This is a genomic window from Streptomyces sp. RP5T, from assembly GCF_003933965.1.
In the GTDB taxonomy this organism is placed as follows: Bacteria; Actinomycetota; Actinomycetes; order Streptomycetales; family Streptomycetaceae; genus Streptomyces.
In genome coordinates, this window is the sequence record NZ_RSAJ01000651.1 from 1 (window position 1) to 4393 (window position 4393).

5 protein-coding genes are annotated in these 4393 nt (G+C 74.4%); 4 read left to right on the forward strand and 1 reads right to left on the reverse strand.

From position 1 onward, the window contains the following. From EHS43_RS38405 to EHS43_RS38415, 3 genes are all read left to right on the forward strand, one after another. Positions 1-1111, forward strand: a 1111-nt coding sequence (locus EHS43_RS38405; RefSeq protein ID WP_369009070.1) for a (Fe-S)-binding protein, incomplete at its 5' end; no start/stop codon positions are given. 102 nt (positions 1112-1213) lie between these two features. Next, entirely contained in the window at positions 1214-1657 is a 444-nt protein-coding gene (locus EHS43_RS38410; protein ID WP_125195223.1) for a GNAT family N-acetyltransferase, read from the forward strand. A 168-nt stretch (positions 1658-1825) separates the two neighbouring features. After that, complete coding sequence (locus EHS43_RS38415; protein WP_260470910.1) at positions 1826-2728, forward strand: DMT family transporter; 903 nt, start codon at positions 1826-1828, stop codon at positions 2726-2728. A gap of 33 nt (positions 2729-2761) precedes the next feature. Here the strand turns inward: EHS43_RS38415 and EHS43_RS38420 are convergent, their stop codons facing one another. Then, positions 2762-3499, reverse strand: a complete 738-nt coding sequence (locus tag EHS43_RS38420) for a class I SAM-dependent methyltransferase (protein WP_125195225.1) — start codon at positions 3497-3499, stop codon at positions 2762-2764. Between the two features lie 109 nt (positions 3500-3608). Between EHS43_RS38420 and EHS43_RS38425 the strand changes: the two genes are divergently transcribed. Then, a partial coding sequence (locus EHS43_RS38425) for a TIGR03084 family metal-binding protein (RefSeq protein WP_125195226.1) occupies positions 3609-4393 on the forward strand: 785 nt, incomplete at its 3' end.

The window sequence follows — 4393 nt, forward strand, 5'->3', positions numbered from 1 at the left end:
GTGCCTGTCCTGCAAGGGCTGCCGCTCCGACTGCCCGGTCGGGGTCGACATGGCCACGTACAAGGCGGAGTTCCTGCACCACCACTACGCCGGGCGCCGCCGGCCGGCCGGTCACTACAGCATGGGCCGGCTGCCGGTGTGGCTGCGCTGGGTGGACCGGCTGCGGGCGGCTCCGGTGGTCAACGCAGTCGCCTCCGTGGGGCCGTTGGCCGCCGTCGCCAAGCGGCTCGGGGGGATCGCGGCCGAGCGGCGGATCCCGCGGGTGGCGACCGAGACGTTCAGCCGGTGGGGGGCGGCGCGGGACGCCCGCGGCACCGGCGACCTGGTCGTCCTGTGGCCGGACACCTTCACCGAGCACCTCTCGCCGTCCGTGGGGCGGGCGGCCGTACGCGTCCTGGAGGCGGCGGGGCTGCGGGTGGCCCTGCCGCCCACCGTGCACCTGGCGAAGCCGCCCGTGGGCGACGGCCGTACGGTCGCCCTCGACCCGGTGTCCCTGCTGCGCGGCCGGGGCCGGGTCTGCTGCGGGCTGACGTACGTGTCGACGGGGCAACTCGACCGCGCGCGAACGGTGTTGGGCCGCACCCTCGACCTGATGTCCCCGGTGCTGGAGACCCCGGCGCCGGTGGTCGTCCTGGAACCGAGCTGCGCGGCCGCGCTCCGCACCGACCTGCCGGAGCTGCTGCACGACGACCCGCGCGCCGCCCTCCTCGCCTCCCGGGTCCTCACCTTCGCGGAGGCCCTGGAGCGCCTGGCCCCCGACTGGCGGCCGCCGGCCCTGGACCGCCCGGTCGTCGGCCAGACCCACTGCCACCAGCACGCGGTGCTGGGCGACACGGCCGACCGCCGACTGCGCGAGGCCGCGGGCCTCACCGGCGAGTTGACCGGCGGCTGCTGCGGTCTGGCGGGCAACTTCGGCTTCGAGAAGGGCCACTTCGAGGTGTCCGAGGCCTGCGCGGAGGAACAACTGCTGCCCTCGGTACGCCGGGCACCCGAGGACGCGGTGGTCCTGGCCGACGGCTACTCCTGCCGCACCCAGCTGGAGCAGCTCGCGGGGGCGCGGGGCCGGCATCTGGCGGAGGTCCTGGCGGAGGGGCTGCCGCCCGAGCTGTGAAACGGGCGGGTGCGGGGGAGGCCCTCCGGTGGCTCTCCCGCCCCAGCCTGGGCCCTCGGGACGCGCGGTGGCCCGGGTGCGCCGTGCTGGCAGACTCCCGGCATGGACACGGGTACCTGGGTGCTGCGGCCCGCGACGGAGGCCGACGCCGAGCCGATAGCCGAGCTGCGGGCCGTGGTGCTGCGGCCCGACCTGGAGCGGCTGGGCCGCTTCGACGAGGAGCGGGTGCGGCAGCGGTTCCGGGACGCCTTCGTCGCGGCGCACCTGTCGGTCGTGGAGACCGAGGGCCGGTTCGCGGGCTGTGTCGCGCTGCGTCCGGCCGAGGACGGGCACTGGCTGGAGCACTTCTTCATCGACCCCGGATTCCAGGGCCGCGGCCTGGGCTCGGCCGTCCTGCGCACCCTGCTCGCCCGCGCCGAGGCCGACGGACGGCGGCCCGTGCGCCTGAACGTCCTCCAGGGCAGCGCGGCCAGGCGGCTCTACGAGCGGCACGGCTTCGTCATGGAGCGCGAGGACCCCGTCGACGTGTTCATGGTGCGGCACTGACACTGCCCACGCGGGCCGCACGCGGGCCGCACGCAGGACAGTCGTATACCGGGTTTACGCACCTGTCGAAGTCCATTACTCTGGACCGAGAAGTGCAGCGTGATGAACGGTACCCCCGAGTCGACCTCCTGACCTCCTGGAAGCCCTGTGACCGCCCCCAGCACCGACCTGTCCTCCCCGCTCCCGGTCGCCACGACGCCCACCGGCGGCCCCGGCCGCCTCGGCTCCCTCGGTCCCGTCGGGCTGGTCCTCGCCGGCGGTGTCTCCGTGCAGTTCGGCGCGGCGCTGGCCGTGACCCTGATGCCGAGGGCCGGCGCGCTCGGGGTGGTGACCCTGCGCCTGCTGGCCGCCGCGATCGTGCTGCTCGTGGTCTGCCGCCCCCGGCTGCGCGGCCACTCCCGCACCGACTGGGGCACGGTCGTCGTCTTCGGTCTCGCCATGGCCGCGATGAACGGCCTCTTCTACCAGGCCGTCGACCGCATCCCCCTCGGGGCCGCGGTCACCCTGGAGGTCCTCGGCCCGCTCACCCTCTCGGTGCTCGCCTCCCGCCGCGCGGTCAACGCCGTCTGGGCCGCCCTCGCCCTCGCCGGCGTCTTCCTCCTCGGCGGCGGGGACTTCGGCGCCCTCGACCCGCTGGGCGTGGCCTTCGCGCTGGCCGCGGGGGCGATGTGGGCGGCGTACATCGTCTTCAGCGCGCGGACCGGCCGCCGCTTCCCGCAGGCCGACGGGCTCGCGCTGGCCATGGCGGTCGGCGCGCTGGCGTTCCTGCCGTTCGGTGTCGTGGAGTCGGGCACCAGGCTCCTGGACCCCGTGACCCTGGCGCTCGGCGCGGCCGTGGCCGTGATGTCCTCCGTGCTGCCCTACACCCTCGAACTCCTCGCCCTGCGCCGCCTGCCCGCCTCCACCTTCGCGGTCCTCATGAGCCTGGAGCCGGGCCTGGCCGCCCTCGCGGGCTTCCTGATCCTCGGCCAGGCCCTCTCCGCGCTCCAGGCGCTCGCCGTGGCGCTCGTGATCGTGGCGAGCATGGGAGCGGTCCGGACGCAGGTGGGGCGGGGCAAGGCGACCGTGTGACCCGTGTCCACGGCGGGCCGGCGGGCCGGACGGTCAGTCCGTCTTCTCCCACACCGAGACGTGGGACTCGCTGTCGCCGGTGAAGGGGGCGCGGCTCCAGTCCGCCCACCGCTCCCGCAGCCGCATCCCGGCCAGTCGGGCCATGAGGTCCAGCTCGGCGGGCCACACGTACCGGAAGGGGATCGAGCGGAAGGAGCCCCGGCCGTCCTCGACGCTGACGTGATGCGAGGTCATGGCCTGCGTGGCGGTGTCGTAGGTGTCGAAGCCCAGGCGGGTCTCGCCTACGTGGAAGGGGACGGCGTTCTGCCCGGGCGGGAGTTTTCGCAGCTGGGGGACCATGACCTCGACGACGAAGGTCCCGCCGGGCGTCAGATGGGCCGCGACGTTGCGGAAGCAGTCGACCTGGGCGTCCTGGGTCGTCAGGTTCATGATCGTGTTGAAGACCAGGTAGGCCACCGAGAAGGCGCCGGGCACCCGGGCCGTCGCGAAGTCCCCGATCGTCACGCCGACGGCGTCTCCGCCGGGCTTGGTCCGCAGCCGGTCCGCCATCGCCCGGGACAGTTCGATGCCGTGCACCTCGACGCCCCGCGCCGCCAGCGGCAGCGCGATCCGGCCGGTGCCGACGCCCAGTTCCAGGGCCCGCCCGTCTCCGGCCAGCTCCGCCAGCACGTCCACGGCGGGCGCGACCGCCTCGGGGGCGAACATGGCCGCCGACGACTCGTCGTACGTCGCCGCGACGGACTCTCCGAACCAACCGTCGTCATCGATCACCGGGCGACGGTACTGCGGCCGCGGAGACGGGCGCGCGCGAATTTCCTCGCCGGTACAAATAAATGCAATCACGCTTGCTTGTTTATCCGGGCCCTGCCATCCTCACCCCATGGCAGACCCCACGCCCGTCATCGACGACCTGTGTGCGGAGAGCGAGGAACTCGACCTGCTCGTGGCCGAGTTGAGCGCCGAACAGTGGGCGCTCGCGACCCCCGCCCCCGGCTGGACCGTCGCCCACCAGATCGCGCACCTCGCCTGGACCGACCACTCCTCCCTGCTCGCCGTCACCGACCGGGAGGCCTTTTCCCGCGAGGTCGAGAAGGCGCTGGCCGCCCCCGGGGACTTCGTGGACGACGGCGCGGCGGAGGGCGCCCGCAAGCCGCCGGCGCGACTGCTCGCCTACTGGCGGGCCGGACGCGAGGATCTGGCCGAGGCCCTGCGGAAGGCTCCCGAGGGAGCCCGCTTCCCCTGGTACGGCCCGCCGATGTCCACCGCCTCCATGGCCACCGCCCGTCTCATGGAGACCTGGGCGCACGGACTGGACGTGGCGGACGCGCTGGGGGTGACCCGTGCGGCGACCGACCGGATCCGGCACATCGTCCGCCTCGGTGTCCGCACCCGTGACTTCGCCTTCGGGGTGCACGGACTGACCCCGCCCTTCGAGGAGTTCCGCATCGAACTGACCTCCCCCTCAGGCGAGTTGTGGACGTACGGACCCGACAACGCCGGCGACCGCGTCACCGGCCCCGCCCTCGACTTCTGCCTCCTGGCCACCCAGCGTGCCCACCGCGCCGACCTCGCCCTGCAGGCCGAGGGCGAGGACGCCGACCGCTGGCTCGACATAGCCCAGGCCTTCGCGGGCCCGCCCGGCGGGGGGCGCGCGGCGAAGGGGGC

Bases quoted from the DNA above. Each gene is read 5' to 3' on its own strand.
- EHS43_RS38410 (WP_125195223.1), top strand. From the start codon at position 1,214: ATGGACACGGGTACCTGGGTGCTGCGGCCCGCGACGGAGGCCGACGCC.